This window comes from Chitinophaga sp., from assembly GCF_019236475.1.
Classification (GTDB): Bacteria; Bacteroidota; Bacteroidia; order Chitinophagales; family Chitinophagaceae; genus Chitinophaga.
The window spans coordinates 137,487-152,994 of record NZ_JAFAIX010000009.1 but is presented as its reverse complement, the minus strand read 5'-3'; the positions used below and the strand labels follow the sequence as shown (position 1 = coordinate 152,994).

Below are 15,508 nucleotides of genomic sequence, written 5' to 3'. Positions count from 1 at the left end.
TCCTGTATGAGTATATTACATGCCACCTTTGGTAGTGTCTTTTGCTGGTTTAGCCATGCCTTTTGCTTTACCACCTTTTCCTTTTTTAGGAGCGCCTGCACATTTTCCTGGAGAGCATTTGCCTGGAGTGCATTTACCTTCATGTTTCATTTTAGCGGAGTCTTTACCACTGCATTTCATTTCTGTAGTCATGACATGACCATTGCCTGTCAGCGTACTTCTTACGGAAGTACCACTTCCCATATTGGTGTAGCTTACAGGGTTTGCATTAGCCAGTGTAGCCAGTCCAAGGATAGCGCCGGCAACAAGAGATCCGGAGAAAATTACTTTCTTGTTAACTGATTTGTTTTCCATGTTTTGAGAATTTATAACTGAGTAAAAAAAACGCATTACAGGTTTCAAGCGCACAGTATCACAAATAAATACGGATTCCTAACTAACACAAAATTACCCAACCTTACCACCAGCCGGATAAACATAATTTCTTTTCCGCGCTACGTTTATTTCAATACATGATGGTTTTAGAAAAGGGAGCGCCTAAATTGTTGAACTCGCTATTACAGGTAATTGCCAGGCTCAGGAAAAGATATTGAATACAAAGGCCAGGCTGTCTCCCTAAATATGCTTATACAATAACCACTTCGAAAGCAGATAGTTCAGCAAGGTAGTCAGTTGGTGATGCTGACCATCTGTTTCTGCTGTATCGATTTCTGCCGGGTATTGTATTAATGGTTACGTAAAAATGTAGGATTTAGTTTACAAGTCGCCCGAAAAAAATGTTAATAACCCAATTTGTATTATTTTTGACATGACGGTAACTACAACTACCTGCCGGCTATTCCGGCAAAATTTTATAACGGACATCCATATACTATACCTAAACGGGTAGTTTCAGGTGACTTGCTAAAACTAATTAACAGGCCATGAACAATCAAACGCCTCCTGTAACTTCCACCTTCTTTGTTGCACTGGTGAAGGATTATTTGCGTGGAAACAAAACAAAAGCGGAAGTCTTAGCCGATATAGCCCCTGTACAGGCCGCCTCTGTTGCGGTGGGGCAAGAAGTAACGCAGATGCTGCTGTCTACAGCCAGCACTGTTAATGAGGATTTTTATCAGCAGGTACTAACCGAAATGCCACATGCCGTGGAAACAACGCCTACCCGGGCAGGTATGATCCACCACTTGAAAGCCATGCTGGCAGGCGATATCAGTTCTTCCGATTTCCTGGAATGGGCCACCTGGCACAATGAACCACATACGGATATGGGCGCCGGCTTCTTTGATGATGTGGCGGTAGATTATATGTGCACCCAACTCCTGCCCCAATATCACCAGGAATTAACCCTCGAACATTACGAAAAAGCCTTGAAAATTTTCAGCAGCCAGCAACACCAAGTCCTGAAAGACAAAGTAGCCCTGGTCCTGCTGACAGAAAAAGAACAACAACGTTTCCTCTTTTACCTGGGCGATTATATCCAAGGCCATACCTCTCCCGAACAGTTGGACGTATACCTGCTGAACCGTTTCGGTATGGATCACCACTCTTTCCCTTACATGCAAACCCTCTCCGCCATCATGCATGAGCCGACCAAGTTACCGGCATTGCTGAATATGGCTAAGAATGGATCGACGCTTGAATAATATCTGAAACATTTAACCGACGGGGTTCCTGGGTAATCATATCCCAAGGTACCGTGTACAGCAGCGTACCATCGCTATAACGCAGTTCCTTTCTAAGCGGAACCGCTACTGGTAGGAGCTTTCCCGCCTCCGAGATATCTTGCAACTGCTGACGGTAAGGCTCACGGATATGGATATACCCTCCGAATACCTGGTGTATATTTTCTGGTATCCAAACCCTAGCAGACACTAATACTGGGGCACCGGCAGTATCCACGGTCGTTTCAAGCTCGCATTCATAGATATGACATCTTACGCCAAGGATTTCCTCCGCCGTTCCAGTAGGTTGTAATTGGTCCTTGAAATCAGGCTCTCCGGGATAAACCGGCGACATATCATGCAAATCCAGTTGCTCTTTCTCACCACTACCCATATTATGTATAGCCGTTACACTGACTTGCGAAGCATGATTGAAATCCGCGATATACATATACTTCGCTTTATTAACCAGATTGTACATCAGAATGGCCAGTTGTGGCTGTTCACTGTGGTACATGGTCAGAATTTCATTCACTTCCTGCGGGGATGCAGTATCTGAGGTTTTGCGATACACCTTTTGATAAAGCGCTACATCAAAATCATAGGCGGTATCCACCTGTATTTTCTTATCTCCGCCAATAATCAACGAAGGGCCGGCAAGTGGCTTCCCTCCTACTGCTTCATAAGGTCCGTCGTCCATCTGGAGGGTATCTTTCCGAGGGCCTTCCAGGCGGAATCCATCCTTGATTTGTTTAATAATGGTCTCTTGGGCCATGGAGGCGGCCCACATTAGGGTACATACGAGTAGCATCATTACCCGTTTCATAGGCATAGGTGTTATATACCCGGGCAATTTACATTAAAATAAATTACAATAAAACAATTAGCTAACCATTAGGCTACAGCCTCTCAGGGCGGAATTATCGAGGCGGCCTAGCACTTCAAAGCGGCCATCCTCCTGCATTTTACCGATATCATCCGTGGCAATAAATGCACAGGAATAAATATTGGCCAGGTCAATTACATTGATCACACCTGCGCCTTTTCCAGTTTTGATATCAAAGGGATCATTTTCGTCTCGGAGTAGGATTTTCATCCATGGCGGGGTCATAAACAGGCCGTTTCCTTTGGAGTACGCCTGCGATAATAATTCGGTCATGCCATATTCGGCATGTATCACGTCTACGCCCAAACGTTCTTTTAGATAGGCATGTACTTCCTGTCGGGTCCATTCTTCCCGGCGACCTTTCATCCCGCCGGTTTCCATGATAATGGTATTTTTCAGATTCAATTGGAAGTTCTCTGCGAAATCCAGCAGGCCAAACGTAACGCCGATTAACAGCACCTTCTGGCCGCGGGCTTCCAGCTTTTGCAGTTCTTCCGCCAGCTTGGCATGTTCGTATAAATAAAAGCCACTTTCCGGTTTTCCACTCGTTTCGATCATCACCTGCACCATCCGCACTAGGGAAGAATGTTGGCGCTCCAAGTAGGAAGGCAACAATCCCACAATAACATAATCTTCCACCTTCCCGTAAAACTGCTCAAAAGCCGTCATAAAGCTGCGGGTGTAGATATCGCTGTACTTTACCAGGTGCTTACTATTGATCGTTTGCGTAGTACCACTGCTTTCAAACACCAGTTCTGGTGCGAAGTTGCCACAAACAACCCGGTGAGTTTTAAAGAATTGTATCGGGAGATACGGTATCTCCAGCATGCTTTTTACCTCCTCAGGACGGATATGCAGGGCATTCGTATAGGCGCGATAGATATCATTCTCGCGATATTGAAAACGAAAAAGCTCCAGGGCTAAGACTTCCAGGCCTTCCGGCTGTAGGGTAAAAATGTTATCTGGTGATACTCCACTCATCTGTTAGATACTTTAAATCAATGCAAAGGTAAAGAGAAGAATAAATTTAGCCGCAGCAAGTAACAATTGATATAAAAAAACGTTACTTAGTCAGTACCTCCGGGATACAACGATATATTTGTATATTACCTAAATTAATGTAGGTTTGTTTTATGAAGAAATTCCTGTTATTATTCCTGTTTGCTGCCTTTGTGGTACTATCCTGTAACAAGGATTCTTATGGCCCGATACCCACTATTTCTTTTGAAGGTTATTCCATTCCCTCTATCGATAGCAATACCCAATCTTTTGAAGCGATGTTCCGTGTAAAAGATGGTGATGGTGATATCGATTCTTCTATTTTCTATAAGATCCATTATTTCATTCCTAATCCCCTCGCAGAAACGCAAGGAGAAAAGCATATGCCCGATATTGGCCAAAATTATGGCAAAAGTGTAAATGCACAGGTAAGATTAAGACTGGACCAAATTGATTTCAAACGCTGGATTGAACATACAGGAGACCGTCCAGATAGCATGTGGCTGGAAGTCTTTATACAAGATAGGGCTGGTCATATCAGCGATACGATCAAAACCAAGCGTATCCCGATTTTTAAGTCCAGGTTGTAATTTCAGCCGTTTTTCACCCCTTCAGATAAAAAATTTATAGACGCCGCAACACTGCGGCGTTTATTTTATCTTTAAATTACCACCAGATTTTTCCGCGATGAATAAAATAGAAGAACTACAGTCAAAGATAGCCGAAGCCAAGTTAGGTGGCGGTGAAGTAAGAATTGCCTCCCAGCACAAGAAAGGGAAACTGACTGCCCGCGAAAGGCTGCAGCTCCTGCTGGATGAAGGCTCATTTGAAGAACTGGATATGCTGGTTAACAACCGTAACAGGGGCCTCACCTTCGACCAGGAGCAATTCCTCGGCGATGGCGTGGTTACCGGCTATGGTACCATCAACGGCCGTCTGGTGTACGTTTTCTCCCAGGACTTTACCGTTTATGGTGGTAGTCTTTCTGAACCACATGCCCGCAAAATCTGTAAGATCATGGATCTGGCCATGGACAATGGCGCTCCGTTAATAGGTCTGAACGACAGTGGCGGCGCCCGTATCCAGGAAGGGGTGGTGAGCTTAGGCGGTTATGCAGATATTTTCTACCGTAATACCAGGGCTTCCGGCGTTATTCCACAAATTAGCGCCATCATGGGGCCTTGTGCCGGCGGCGCCGTATATTCTCCTGCCATCACCGATTTTATCATGATGGTGGAGCAAACCTCCTATATGTTCGTTACAGGTCCGAACGTGGTGAAAACCGTAACGCATGAAGAAGTGACCTCCGAAGAACTCGGTGGCGCTCAAACCCATGCTACCAAAAGCGGCGTTACCCATTTCGCTTGTGCCAACGAGGTGGAATGTATCCAATACATCAAACAACTGCTTAGCTATATTCCGCAGAACTGCGAAGAAACTGCCCCCGTATACCCCTACACGTTAGGAAACGAGGTAAGGGAGAAACTGGATACACTGATTCCAGCCAACCCTAACCAACCGTACGATATGAAGGAAGTAATCGCAGAACTGACAGATGCCGATAGCTTCTTCGAAGTACATAAAGACTTCGCGGAAAACCTGATTGTAGGCTTCGCCCGCATCGCAGGTAGAAGTATTGGTATTGTGGCCAATCAGCCTGCCCACCTGGCCGGCGTACTGGACATCCACGCTTCTGTAAAAGGAGCCCGCTTTACCCGCTTCTGCGATGCCTTTAACGTACCACTGCTCGTACTCGTGGATGTACCAGGGTTCCTCCCAGGTACAGACCAAGAATGGAACGGTATCATTACCAACGGCGCTAAACTGCTGTATGCCCTCAGTGAAGCCACTGTGCCTAAACTGACGGTAACTACCCGCAAAGCCTACGGTGGCGCTTACTGCGTGATGAACTCAAAGCATATCGGGGCCGATCTGAATTTTGCCTTCCCACAGGCGGAAATCGCAGTAATGGGCGCAAAAGGCGCGGTGGAAATCATTTTCAAGAAAGAAATTGATGCCGCTGAAAACCCTGAAGTACGCATGAATGAGTTGGTTAACGACTATACCGAACGATTCGCAAACCCTTATCTGGCCGCAGAAAAAGGCTACATTGATGAGGTTATCGTTCCTTCTCAGGCAAGAGTAAAACTGATAAAAGGTTTTAAAATGCTTGAAAATAAAGTGGTAAACATGCCAAGAAAAAAACACGGCAATATACCTTTGTAATGGAGTTAGGGGTTGCCTAAACAGCAGCCCCTGCAACTTTACCTAATGTCGTGCGCATGTTGAAAAAGCTATTCAATTTTTTTGTCAATTCATCACTCTGGATAACACTTTGTGCCTTGATGATGATCTGGCAGACCAACCGTCTGCTCCATCTTCAGTATGACCAAAGTAATTTCTATCTGTTTGTTTTCTTCTCCACTATCTGCAGTTACAATTTCCATTGGTACCTTACTCCCGATGATCCCACTTCCCATTCTGAACGTATCCACTGGGGTGGCCGCCATCGAAAGTTGATGCTGGTATTTTGTACGATCGGCGCTATCGGATCTGCATTTTTCTTCTGGCAACTGCGGGTACATTGGCTGGAGCTCTGCGGAGGCGCTTTCTTAACCTTCCTTTATTCGGCGCCAAAAGTGCCACATCCCTCCCTCCGTTGGCTGAGTAAAATTGCCGTAGGTAAAACCCTGTTCCTCACCTTTGTATGGACGTACGTGACGACTGTACTACCTGCATTGATCGCAGATCATGCAGCTACTGTACCGGTTATACTATTTACCCTGCACCGTTTCGCACTAGTATATGCCATTTGTATATTGTTTGACAACAGGGATCTAGAGGAAGACAAGAAGGCCGGGATACGCAGTCTGATCACACATCTGAGCACAAAGAACCTGTTACGGGTATATTTTGCGTCCTTGCTGCTCGCAGCCGTTACGGCTGGGGCGCTGTCGCCTTACGCGGATACGCTGGCAATAGTAAGCCTGCTGTTGGCTGTAATGGCCACTGCACTGATTACTCACAAAGCATGGACGGATAACTCCGATTACCTCTATTACTTTGTACTGGACGGTTTCATGATGTTATCTGCCGTTATTCAGCTACTGCTGGTGTACTGCATGTGAAATTGTCAAAATAAATTACATTTGTTCGATCACAATCTGGAAGCTTATGTCTAAGAAACAGAAATCAATATTCACGAAGGAATCCCTCGCATTCCTTAAAGATTACCTGAACAACCCATCTCCTACCGGTTTTGAGAAAGAAGGACAGAAATTGTGGCTGAAATATATCACGCCATATATCGATGAACATATGGTAGATGCGTATGGCTCTGTAGTGGGTGTTATCAACCCTAAAGCCCCCTTTAAGGTGGTAATTGAAGCCCATGCGGATGAAATCTCCTGGTTCGTAAACTATATCTCTCCGGAAGGTCTGATCTATGTTATCCGTAATGGTGGCTCTGATCAACAGATTGCTCCTTCAAAAAGAGTAAACATACATACAGAAAAAGGGATTGTAAAAGCAGTTTTCGGATGGCCTGCTATCCACACCCGCTTGCGCAGTGCTGACGGTAAAGAACCACAACCGAAGGTAGAAAACATCTTCCTGGACTGCGGCGCTCGTAACCGTAAAGAAGTAGAAGATCTGGGCATCCACGTAGGTTGCGTTTGTACCTTCGAAGATGGCTTTGAAGAACTGAACTACGATTACTACATCTGTCGCGCGATCGATAACCGTATCGGTGGTTTCATGATTGCCGAAGTAGCCCGCCTTCTGAAAGAAAAGAAACAAGAACTGCCTTTCGGTTTATATATCGTGAATGCGGTACAAGAAGAAGTAGGACTCCGTGGTGCAGAGATGATCGCCAAACGTATCAAGCCGAATGTGGCTATCATCACGGATGTAACCCACGATACCACCACTCCGATGATCAACAAAAACATCGAAGGGGAAATCAAATGTGGCGCTGGTCCTAGCATTACTTACGGTCCTGCTGTACACAACATCCTGCGCGATCTCATCATCAAAACAGCTAAAAAGAACGAGATTCCTTACCAGTTACATGCGGTGAGTCGCAGTACCGGTACCGATACCGATGCATTTGCCTATTCTAATGACGGTACGCCATCTGCATTGATCAGTCTGCCGCTGCGTTATATGCACACTACCGTAGAAATGGTGAAAAAAGAGGATATTGAAAATACCATTCAGTTGATTTATCATACCCTGCTCACCATCACGCCGAAAACAAATTTCAACTACCTGAAGGATTAATCGTTTCTTACAATACCATATCAACACCCAGCATTGACGTCTGCGACCTCAATGCTGGGTGTTGATCTTTTTAGTCGTCCCGGTCCAGCGGGCAGGGACGACTGGCTGGAAAGAATTTTGAATATGGTTATCTTTATAGTATGAGCAGGAAAGAAACAATCGTGGGTTTTTATGATAGGCATGGGCAACCTTTTGCCGGAGGAGGTAATTTTTTCGTTTACCAAAGAGAAGAATTTGCCTGCGATGTGACGCCCCTACCCACCAACAGGAGAGACTTTTATAAGATTTCGATGGTTACTTCCGGAGAGGGTATTGTAGGGTATGCAGACAAAACTATTCATATCCGGCGGCCTGGCATCATATTTTCGAACCCCTGGATACCCTACTCCTGGGAGCCTACTACCACTGATCAGAGAGGATATTTCTGTGTTTTTACTGAAGACTTCATCACCCCTGCATTACGGAATGGAAGCCTGGCACAGTCGCCGTTATTCAAAGTAGGCGGCGATCACCTCTTTTACCTGGAACCAGCCAACGTCATGTTATTGACACAGATTTTTGAAAGCATGATATCCGAAAACAAATCGGATTATGCCAATAAAAACGAGGTACTCAATAACTACGTGCAGATTATCATGCATGAAGCGTTAAAGCTGCAAGCCCCGGTAGACCAGTACCAGTCTGGCAATGCAGCAGCACGCATCAGCAGTTTGTTTATGGAGTTGCTGGATTTACAGTTCCCCATTGACTCTCCACAGCAGACCATACAATTTAAGAACGCCAATGAGTTTGCCTTGCAACTCAACATCCACACCAACCACCTCAACAGAGCCCTCCGCGAAGTGACCGGAAAAACCACTACAGAATGGATTTCCGACCGGATCACCCAAGAGGCCAAATCGCTGCTCCAACGCAGCAGTTGGGATATCTCTGAAATTGGCTATACGCTTGGGTTTGAACATTCTTCTAATTTCAACACTTTCTTCAAAAAACATACTTCTCTCACACCAAACCAGTTTCGAAAAACGATTGTCGCCAATTAATAACTTTCCGTTTGAATGGCATAATTTTTAAAATCGGCGCTTATTGACCTTTGTCATAAATAATTGAACTATGACAAACGAATCAATGAAAGGCAAAGTAGCCGTTATTACAGGAGGAACTACAGGTATAGGATTAGCCACAGCAGCTTTATTCCTCCAACATGGAATGAAAGTCGTGATTGCAGGACGCAGACAGGAAGAAGGCCAGAAAGCCGTTGCGCAACTCCAACAAATCAGCCAGGAAGTGGCTTATGTACAAACAGATGTTTCCCTGAGTGAGCAAGTATCTCAACTGATTGATAAAACCGTTCAGTTGTTTGGGAGACTAGATGTCATCTACAACAATGCTGGTATTGAAGGGCAATTTGCACTCATCGACGATACACAGGAATCCTCCTTTGATGAGCTAATGCGCATCAATGTGAAAGGAGTATGGCTTGGTTCCAAATACGCGGTGGCGCAGTTTAAGCGTCAAGGAGAAGGTGGCGCGATTGTAAATACCTCCTCCTGGCTCGCCCGTGGTGCTTTTCCTGGGTCTGCTGTTTATTCCGCCAGTAAAGCGGCGCTGGATAGCATGACCAGAGCGTTGGCAGTAGAACTGGCACCAGCGGGTATTCGCGTCAACAACGTGCAACCGGGTTATATCCATACCCCTATGTTTGACCGCTTCTTTCCTGCTGAAAATGCAGCGGAATGGATGGCGCCCTTGATGAAACATGCGCCAGTAGGCCGATTTGGAACACCCGAAGAAGTAGCTGAATTGGTATTTTGGTTGAGCAGCCCTGCCGCTCGTTTTGTTACAGGAGAAAGTATTGCCGTAGATGGCGGATTGGCGATTGGAGGTCAACGTCTATAAAAAATGTGGGCTGGACAAACAACTTTGCCCAGCCCACATTTTTTAAGATATGTACAATCCTTTACAGGAAATATTCCACACCCAATTGATATCCTTTCATACCTAGTCCGCAGATAGACCCCACACATTTAGGTGCAATCAAGGAAGTATGTCTGAATTCTTCCCTGGCATATACATTACTGATATGTACTTCGATCACAGGGGTTTTAATACCGGCAATCGCATCTCTGATAGCCACGGAAGTATGGGTATAACCGCCAGCATTCAGGAGAATACCATCTGCGGAAAAGCCCACCTGGTGGAGGTAATTAATCAGTTCTCCTTCTACGTTGCTCTGGAAGTACGTGAAATTCACCTGTGGAAAGGTCTTTTTCAATGTTTCCAGGTAATCTTCGAAAGATTCATTGCCATATATGCCTGGTTCTCTTTTTCCGAGGAGGTTGAGATTTGGGCCGTTTATAATTACGATCTGCATAAAATAAGTAAGAAAGATACGGGCACTAAGATAAATAATCCGCTTAACTATTGCTATCGCTGCCCCAGCGGTAAGTCTTGATCTCCACACCTGCCAGATCCAGGATACGGTCTACCACGGTATCCGCCACTTCTTCGATGGTTTTCGGAACGCTGTAAAAAGAGGGAGTAGCTGGGCAGATAATCCCACCGGCCAATGTCACCGCTTCCATATTTCGTATATGCATCAGGTTATAGGGCGTTTCCCTGACAACGCAGATGAGCTTACGTCTTTCTTTCAGCACCACATCGGCGGCACGGGTGATCAGATCATTGGAGATGCCCGTCGCAACACGTCCGAGTGTGCCCATGGAGCAAGGACAGAGGATCATGGTATTAAAACGTCCGGAGCCAGAAGCAAAGGGCGCATGGAAATCCTGCTGACTGTAAAATTTAAAGGGAATATCTAGGTATTCGGTATTATTTAGTTCTGTCTGCCATACTGTTTTGGCATTCTCCGTCATCACAACGGCCACTTCATCCAACTGTTCCTGTGCCTTTGCCAGCTTGTTTAGCAACTGACGGGCATATATAGAGCCGCTGGCTCCAGTAACAGCTACAACTATACGATGCTTCATGGAGCAAAGCTAGGTATTTTTGGTCGTGTCTCCCTAAAAACTAATAAAGGTCCGCCATGGCGGACCTTTATCAATATCTTGTCACGAATATTATTTAGGCCACATGTTCCGCAATTTCTTCCATGCGGATACCGTTATGACTTTCGTCATAGATACATTTACCATTGCGGATGAGCAATATTTGCGGAGATTCGTGAGGCACGCCATACAATGCCTCAATAGCGTTGGATACAGACCTATAGGAAATCAGGTCCAAGTAATAAAACGTTAACGCGCTGGGAACTGCTGCCCTTTCCAGCCTGGATTTGGCCATGGAACTGATAGAACAGCGAGTACTGTGCTTGAAAATGGCGATTGTTTGCTCTGCAGATGCAGCGTTAATTTGCTGCAATTGCTCCTCATCGGTTAACGTTATCCAGTTCATTTTTGAATTAGCAATGCTTGATTTGGTCTGCGTTATGCGTAGGCACCATCCCCATTCCTCTCATAGGGCAGCCCAGTTTCTGATGCGTCGCGCAGGATGTCAGGAAAGCTGCAAAGATAAATAACATCGCGGTGCAGCCCAAAATTCTTACGTAAGGTTTCATGATGGGAGTTTTAAATAAGTAAAACGAAATTTCACAGGAAATATGATACGATCTCTTTTTTAATCGTGTTTGTTAACGTTATTTTGCAAAGATAAAAAATACATTATAAAAAACAACACTATATATCTGGTAGTGATCTTAAAAACGCCATGACAAAAGTACATTTTATAGCGATTGGAGGAAGTGTGATGCACCAGTTAGCCATAGCCTTGAAAATCAAAGGGTATGAAGTGAGCGGCAGTGATGATGAAATATTTGAACCCGCCCTTTCCAACCTCAGGCAGGCCGGAATCCTCCCCCCTTCCACCGGGTGGGACGCTACCAGAATTACCCCAGACCTGGATGCCGTTATCCTTGGCATGCACGCTCGGGCCGACAATCCAGAGCTGATCCGTGCCAAAGAACTCAACCTGAAAATATATTCCTTCCCGGAATACATTTACCAGGAATCTATCCACAAAACCCGTGTAGCCGTTGGCGGTAGTCACGGTAAAACCACTACCACCGCTATGATTATGCATGTACTGCAACATAGCGGCAAGCAGTTCGACTACCTGGTAGGCGCTAAACTGGAAGGTTTTGCACAGTCGGTGAACATCACAGACGCCCCGGTAATCGTATGTGAGGCAGATGAATACCCGGCTTCCGTCATCGAAAAAAGGCCGAAATTCCATTTCCTGCATCCACAGATAGCCGTATTGACGGGTATTGCCTGGGATCATATCAACGTTTTTCCTACCTACGAGATATACAAAGAGCAGTTTGCCATCTTTCTGCGTACCATGGAAGCCGGTGGTGTACTGATCTATAACAGCAGTGATACAGAACTTGCTGAGCTAGTAGCCCAGGAAGGACGCCATCTGAAGCTGATCCCTTACAACATGCCTATCCATATGATACGTAATGGCGTAACGAGGGTCTTTTTCGATGAAGGCTTCGCTGACCTGGAAGTATTCGGCGGTCACAACCTGCTGAATATGCACGCGGCTAAGCTGGTATGTAATGAATTGGGTATCTCCGACGAGGCATTCCTGGCCGGCATTGCTGGTTTCAAAGGAGCCGCTAAACGCCTGGAACTGGTGGCTAAAAATGAACGCAGCGCTATTTATCGCGATTTTGCCCATGCGCCTTCCAAAGTGAAAGCCACCATGGAAGCGGTAAAACAACAATATCCAGACCGCAAGTTGATTGCCGTACTGGAACTGCATACGTATAGCAGTCTCAATGCAGACTTCCTGACCCAATATGCAGGCGCCATGGACCCGGCAGATGTAGCAGGCGTCTTCTACAGCAAACATGCCCTCGAAATAAAACGTATGCCTGATCTGGACCCCGAACTGGTAAAAGCCCGCTTCGGCAGAAATGACCTGCATATCTTTACAGACCGTGCTACCTTTGAGGCTTTCCTTGAAAAACAAGCATACGACCATACCAACCTGTTGCTGATGAGCTCAGGTACTTATGATGGTATCGACTTCAACGGACTGTCCAAATTGCTCGGTTAATTACTAAAACAAAACAATTATAAACAACAGATAATGTCTTCTTTGCTCCTCAAAAGGCCTCTGGCCGTTATTGATCTGGAAACTACAGGTACTAATGTAGCTACCGATCGTATCATTGAAATTGCTATCATTAAAGTATTTCCTGATAAAACAACTCAGTCCAAAGTAAAGCGTATCAACCCAGGAATGCCAATTCCTGCAGGATCTACAGCAATTCATGGTATCAGCGATGAAGATGTGAAAGATGCGCCTACCTTCAAACAGTCTGCCAATGAACTGAAAATGTTCCTGGAGAACTGTGACCTGGCAGGTTACAATTCTAACCGCTTCGATATTCCGTTGCTGGTAGAGGAATTCCTCCGCGCAGAAATGGAATTCGATATCACTAAACGTAAATTCGTAGATGTACAGCGCATCTTCCACCTGATGGAAAAACGTACCCTCAGTGCTGCCTACAAATTCTACTGCGATAAAAACCTGGAGAATGCCCATAGCGCCGAAGCAGACGCCCTGGCTACCTACGAAATCCTAGAAGCCCAGCTCACTAGGTACGAACAACTCCAGAACGATATCGACGCCCTGGCTACCTTTACCAAAGAAGAAGATTATGTGGACTTCGCCCGCAGAATCGTGATGCAAGGCGGACAGGAAGTATTCAACTTCGGAAAATACAAGGGGAAACCAGTAAGGGAAGTCCTGAAAATAGAACCTCAATACTATGATTGGATGATGAAAGCCGATTTCCCACTGAATACAAAACAAAAACTCTCGGAGATTTATTATAATATGATGTTAAAAAAAATGTAATCTTCCGGTAGAACAACCTAACTTGCAGCCGAATTGAATTATTTTCGCAGTCCTAAAACATCATCTGCCGAATTGGAAAAGCTTGTCATCATACCTACGTACAATGAAAAGGACAACATCCAAAACATCATTGACGCTGTATTTTCCTTACAGCAGGATTTCCATGTCCTGATAGTTGACGATGGTTCTCCGGATGGTACCGGCGCCATTGTAAAATCATTGCAGGGTACACATCCCAATGCGCTCTTCCTGGAAGAACGTTCCGGCAAGCAGGGCTTGGGTACCGCATACATTCATGGGTTTAAATGGGCGCTGGCCAGAGGCTATCGCTATATTTTCGAAATGGATGCTGACTTTTCCCATAACCCGAAAGACCTGGTTCGCCTTTACGACGCATGCGCCAAAGGTGGTGCAGACGTAGCCGTTGGCTCCAGGTACGTAAAAGGTGGGAAAACAGAAAACTGGCCATGGGATAGAGCGGTGCTCTCCTACGGTGCTTCTATCTATGTAGGACTGATCACCTGGATGCCGGTGAAAGATCCGACTGCAGGTTTCGTTTGCTATAGCAACGCAGTACTGGAAGCCATCAACCTGGACCAGATCCAGTTCGTTGGTTATGCATTCCAGATAGAAATGAAATTTACCGCCTGGAAACTGGGCTTCAAAATCGCCGAAGTTCCTATCACATTTAAAGACCGTAAGGAAGGCTATTCCAAAATGAGTAAAGGCATTGTGAAAGAGGGAATCCTCGGTGTCCTGAAAATTCAATGGCAAAGTCTCTTCCGCAAGTATAAGAAGCGTGTAAGTAATTAAGCATACCGTCAGCAGACGGTATGCTTCCCTTCCGGGAACCATCTTTGCCGCGCAATCCCGCCCATGGCGGTTTATCATGAAAAAAGCTTTTTTAGAACTTCACCTCTCGGTATTCCTTGCAGGATTTACCGGCATTCTGGGTAAACTGATTACCCTCAATGAAGGAATGCTGGTTTGGTATCGTCTCTTCATCACTGTTATCACCATGTTCTTCCTCTTCCGTTTCCAGGGAACATTAAAAAAACTCTCCTGGAAGGATATTCTGCCCATTGGCAGTACGGGAGTGGTAGTGGCATTACACTGGCTGTTCTTTTACGGCAGTATCAAATATGCCAACGTGTCTATTGCAGTGGTCTGTTTCAGTCTGACCAGTCTTTTCACCGCGATTTTCGATCCGTTGATCAACAGACGCCGCTTCGATACAGTGGAAATGCTCCTCAGCTTACTCACGCTGGGAGGGATTTTGCTGATCTTTCATTTCGACACACAATACAGAACCGGTATCATATTGGGTATTATCTCGGCCATGTTTGCGGCCTTGTTTACCGTTTTCAATAAGCGACTGATCAAACGCTTCGATACTAAAACCATCACGTTTTACGAGCTGTCTACAGGATTGGCTGTGCTGACGCTGTTGGCGCCTATCTACCTGCATCTATTCCCGGTTGCGAGTCTCCTCCCCGGCACGATGGATTGGGTGTACCTGCTCATTCTCTCCTGGGCCTGCACGATCTGTATGTACCTACTGAGCATGAGCGCCCTGACAAAGATTTCTCCTTTTACGGTGAACCTTTGCTTCAACCTGGAACCGGTATACAGCATCATAATGGCATTTGTGATCTTCCATGAAAATAAATACCTCAATCCTGCTTTTTATGGTGGTTTGGCCTGCATTATACTTTCTGTAATACTGCAAATGGTGAGGGTCACCTGGCAACATAGGAAATTACGGGCAACTGCCTGATAGCATGTATCAAAA

18 protein-coding genes are annotated in these 15,508 nt (G+C 45.6%); 11 read left to right on the top strand and 7 right to left on the bottom strand.

Features of this window, described 5'->3' with window-relative positions:
* Window positions 1-15: 15 nt before the first annotated feature.
* Entirely contained in the window at window positions 16-354 is a 339-nt protein-coding gene (locus JO154_RS11840; RefSeq protein ID WP_291945642.1) for a hypothetical protein, read from the bottom strand.
* A 569-nt stretch (window positions 355-923) separates the two neighbouring features.
* Here JO154_RS11840 and JO154_RS11835 point away from each other — a divergent pair.
* Window positions 924-1,643 (top strand): hypothetical protein, encoded by a 720-nt coding sequence (locus JO154_RS11835; protein WP_291945640.1) that lies wholly within the window; start codon window positions 924-926, stop codon window positions 1,641-1,643.
* Here JO154_RS11835 and JO154_RS11830 read toward each other — a convergent pair.
* Together JO154_RS11830 and JO154_RS11825 are read right to left on the bottom strand one after the other, a co-directional pair.
* On the bottom strand, window positions 1,618-2,487 hold the full coding sequence (locus tag JO154_RS11830) for a hypothetical protein (RefSeq protein WP_291945638.1): 870 nt from the start codon (window positions 2,485-2,487) through the stop codon (window positions 1,618-1,620). The two genes, JO154_RS11835 and JO154_RS11830, sit on opposite strands and share 26 nt — an antisense overlap.
* Window positions 2,488-2,544: 57 nt before the next feature.
* Complete coding sequence (locus tag JO154_RS11825; RefSeq protein WP_291945636.1) at window positions 2,545-3,528, bottom strand: acyl transferase; 984 nt, start codon at window positions 3,526-3,528, stop codon at window positions 2,545-2,547.
* A gap of 152 nt (window positions 3,529-3,680) precedes the next feature.
* Between JO154_RS11825 and JO154_RS11820 the strand changes: the two genes are divergently transcribed.
* The 6 genes from JO154_RS11820 (at window position 3,681) to JO154_RS11795 (ending at window position 9,726) form a co-directional block, all read left to right on the top strand.
* Window positions 3,681-4,136, top strand: coding sequence for a hypothetical protein (locus JO154_RS11820; RefSeq protein ID WP_291945634.1), 456 nt, complete (start codon window positions 3,681-3,683; stop codon window positions 4,134-4,136).
* Window positions 4,137-4,233: 97 nt separating this feature from the next.
* Window positions 4,234-5,772: an acyl-CoA carboxylase subunit beta gene (locus JO154_RS11815; RefSeq protein ID WP_291945631.1), complete on the top strand. Its 1,539-nt coding sequence runs from the start codon at window positions 4,234-4,236 to the stop codon at window positions 5,770-5,772.
* A 56-nt stretch (window positions 5,773-5,828) separates the two neighbouring features.
* Complete coding sequence (locus JO154_RS11810; RefSeq protein WP_291945628.1) at window positions 5,829-6,674, top strand: UbiA family prenyltransferase; 846 nt, start codon at window positions 5,829-5,831, stop codon at window positions 6,672-6,674.
* A 46-nt stretch (window positions 6,675-6,720) separates the two neighbouring features.
* Window positions 6,721-7,827: a M42 family metallopeptidase gene (locus JO154_RS11805; RefSeq protein WP_291945625.1), complete on the top strand. Its 1,107-nt coding sequence runs from the start codon at window positions 6,721-6,723 to the stop codon at window positions 7,825-7,827.
* Window positions 7,828-7,967: 140 nt separating this feature from the next.
* On the top strand, window positions 7,968-8,870 hold the full coding sequence (locus JO154_RS11800) for an AraC family transcriptional regulator (protein ID WP_291945622.1): 903 nt from the start codon (window positions 7,968-7,970) through the stop codon (window positions 8,868-8,870).
* Between the two features lie 70 nt (window positions 8,871-8,940).
* On the top strand, window positions 8,941-9,726 hold the full coding sequence (locus JO154_RS11795; protein ID WP_291945618.1) for a glucose 1-dehydrogenase: 786 nt from the start codon (window positions 8,941-8,943) through the stop codon (window positions 9,724-9,726).
* Between the two features lie 61 nt (window positions 9,727-9,787).
* Here JO154_RS11795 and aroQ read toward each other — a convergent pair whose 3' ends face one another.
* From aroQ to JO154_RS11775, 4 genes are all read right to left on the bottom strand, one after another.
* Window positions 9,788-10,201, bottom strand: a complete 414-nt coding sequence (aroQ, locus tag JO154_RS11790; protein WP_291945616.1) for a type II 3-dehydroquinate dehydratase — start codon at window positions 10,199-10,201, stop codon at window positions 9,788-9,790.
* Between the two features lie 43 nt (window positions 10,202-10,244).
* Entirely contained in the window at window positions 10,245-10,817 is a 573-nt protein-coding gene (locus JO154_RS11785; protein ID WP_291945614.1) for a UbiX family flavin prenyltransferase, read from the bottom strand.
* Between the two features lie 94 nt (window positions 10,818-10,911).
* Window positions 10,912-11,241, bottom strand: coding sequence for a bacillithiol system redox-active protein YtxJ (gene ytxJ, locus JO154_RS11780; protein ID WP_291945610.1), 330 nt, complete (start codon window positions 11,239-11,241; stop codon window positions 10,912-10,914).
* A 7-nt stretch (window positions 11,242-11,248) separates the two neighbouring features.
* Window positions 11,249-11,404, bottom strand: coding sequence for a hypothetical protein (locus tag JO154_RS11775; RefSeq protein ID WP_291945607.1), 156 nt, complete (start codon window positions 11,402-11,404; stop codon window positions 11,249-11,251).
* A gap of 149 nt (window positions 11,405-11,553) precedes the next feature.
* Between JO154_RS11775 and JO154_RS11770 the strand changes: the two genes are divergently transcribed.
* From JO154_RS11770 to JO154_RS11755, 4 genes are all read left to right on the top strand, one after another.
* Entirely contained in the window at window positions 11,554-12,909 is a 1,356-nt protein-coding gene (locus JO154_RS11770; protein ID WP_291945604.1) for a Mur ligase family protein, read from the top strand.
* A 33-nt stretch (window positions 12,910-12,942) separates the two neighbouring features.
* On the top strand, window positions 12,943-13,716 hold the full coding sequence (locus tag JO154_RS11765; protein WP_291945601.1) for a 3'-5' exonuclease: 774 nt from the start codon (window positions 12,943-12,945) through the stop codon (window positions 13,714-13,716).
* Window positions 13,717-13,788: 72 nt separating this feature from the next.
* Window positions 13,789-14,529 carry a polyprenol monophosphomannose synthase gene (locus JO154_RS11760; RefSeq protein WP_291945598.1) on the top strand — a complete coding sequence of 247 codons (741 nt, stop codon included), beginning with the start codon at window positions 13,789-13,791 and terminating at the stop codon, window positions 14,527-14,529.
* Between the two features lie 76 nt (window positions 14,530-14,605).
* Window positions 14,606-15,493, top strand: coding sequence for a DMT family transporter (locus JO154_RS11755; protein WP_291945595.1), 888 nt, complete (start codon window positions 14,606-14,608; stop codon window positions 15,491-15,493).
* Window positions 15,494-15,508 lie beyond the last annotated feature (15 nt).

Bases quoted from the DNA above. Each gene is read 5' to 3' on its own strand.
- JO154_RS11755 (WP_291945595.1), top strand. From the start codon at position 14,606: ATGAAAAAAGCTTTTTTAGAACTTCACCTCTCGGTATTCCTTGCAGGA.
- JO154_RS11810 (WP_291945628.1), top strand. From the start codon at position 5,829: ATGTTGAAAAAGCTATTCAATTTTTTTGTCAATTCATCACTCTGGATA.
- aroQ (WP_291945616.1), bottom strand. From the start codon at position 10,201: ATGCAGATCGTAATTATAAACGGCCCAAATCTCAACCTCCTCGGAAAA.
- JO154_RS11800 (WP_291945622.1), top strand. From the start codon at position 7,968: ATGAGCAGGAAAGAAACAATCGTGGGTTTTTATGATAGGCATGGGCAA.
- JO154_RS11770 (WP_291945604.1), top strand. From the start codon at position 11,554: ATGACAAAAGTACATTTTATAGCGATTGGAGGAAGTGTGATGCACCAG.
- JO154_RS11805 (WP_291945625.1), top strand. From the start codon at position 6,721: ATGTCTAAGAAACAGAAATCAATATTCACGAAGGAATCCCTCGCATTC.
- ytxJ (WP_291945610.1), bottom strand. From the start codon at position 11,241: ATGAACTGGATAACGTTAACCGATGAGGAGCAATTGCAGCAAATTAAC.
- JO154_RS11835 (WP_291945640.1), top strand. From the start codon at position 924: ATGAACAATCAAACGCCTCCTGTAACTTCCACCTTCTTTGTTGCACTG.
- JO154_RS11830 (WP_291945638.1), bottom strand. From the start codon at position 2,487: ATGAAACGGGTAATGATGCTACTCGTATGTACCCTAATGTGGGCCGCC.
- JO154_RS11815 (WP_291945631.1), top strand. From the start codon at position 4,234: ATGAATAAAATAGAAGAACTACAGTCAAAGATAGCCGAAGCCAAGTTA.
- JO154_RS11820 (WP_291945634.1), top strand. From the start codon at position 3,681: ATGAAGAAATTCCTGTTATTATTCCTGTTTGCTGCCTTTGTGGTACTA.
- JO154_RS11825 (WP_291945636.1), bottom strand. From the start codon at position 3,528: ATGAGTGGAGTATCACCAGATAACATTTTTACCCTACAGCCGGAAGGC.
- JO154_RS11765 (WP_291945601.1), top strand. From the start codon at position 12,943: ATGTCTTCTTTGCTCCTCAAAAGGCCTCTGGCCGTTATTGATCTGGAA.
- JO154_RS11840 (WP_291945642.1), bottom strand. From the start codon at position 354: ATGGAAAACAAATCAGTTAACAAGAAAGTAATTTTCTCCGGATCTCTT.
- JO154_RS11775 (WP_291945607.1), bottom strand. From the start codon at position 11,404: ATGAAACCTTACGTAAGAATTTTGGGCTGCACCGCGATGTTATTTATC.
- JO154_RS11785 (WP_291945614.1), bottom strand. From the start codon at position 10,817: ATGAAGCATCGTATAGTTGTAGCTGTTACTGGAGCCAGCGGCTCTATA.
- JO154_RS11795 (WP_291945618.1), top strand. From the start codon at position 8,941: ATGACAAACGAATCAATGAAAGGCAAAGTAGCCGTTATTACAGGAGGA.